The sequence below is a fragment of the Roseisolibacter sp. H3M3-2 genome (assembly GCF_029211165.1).
Taxonomy (GTDB): Bacteria; Gemmatimonadota; Gemmatimonadetes; order Gemmatimonadales; family Gemmatimonadaceae; genus Roseisolibacter.
Map to the genome: position 1 here is coordinate 1 of NZ_JARGEK010000794.1, position 565 is coordinate 565.

At 82.1% G+C, this 565-nt stretch carries 1 pseudogene; it reads right to left on the reverse strand.

From position 1 onward, the window contains the following. A pseudogene (locus PYV61_RS26445) lies at positions 1-565 on the reverse strand (hypothetical protein); the annotation flags it as partial.

Sequence of the window (565 nt, forward strand, 5' to 3'; positions counted from 1 at the left end):
AGCGTCGCCACGGCGGCCGAGTCGCTCCCGCACCGCGCCAGCGCGTCGACCGCGCCGAGCGCGACGTGCGCGTTGGTGTCGCGCGTCGCCGCCGCCAGCGCGGCGCATGGCGCGAGCGCGAGGGCGCGGTAGCGCACCACGGGGGCCGGGTCGCCGATCGACGCCGCCGTCGCCACCAGCGCGCGCACGTCGTCGGGGAGCGTCGCGGTGGCGGCCACCTCCTGCAGCCGGCGCCCGACCTCGGCGGGGAGGCGCCCGCGGGCCGCGCGCTGGCGCGCCAGGAAGAAGAGCCCGCGCACCGCGCCCCGCAGCGGCAGCTGCGCCGCCAGCGCGGTGGCCGTCGGCGCGGCGTCGGCCGAGTCGGCGCGCACGCGCCCGGCGTTCTCGGCGAGCTGCCCGCGCACCTGCGAGTCGGGCTCCACCGCGAGCACGGCGAACAGCGCCGAGCGCACGCGGGCCGCCCCCTCGCTGCGCTGGACCGCCTGCCCCACCGCGTCGGCGGCGGCGCGGCGCACCGTGGGGTCGGCGTCCTGGAGCGCGCGCGCGAGGTCGTCGCGCAGCTCCG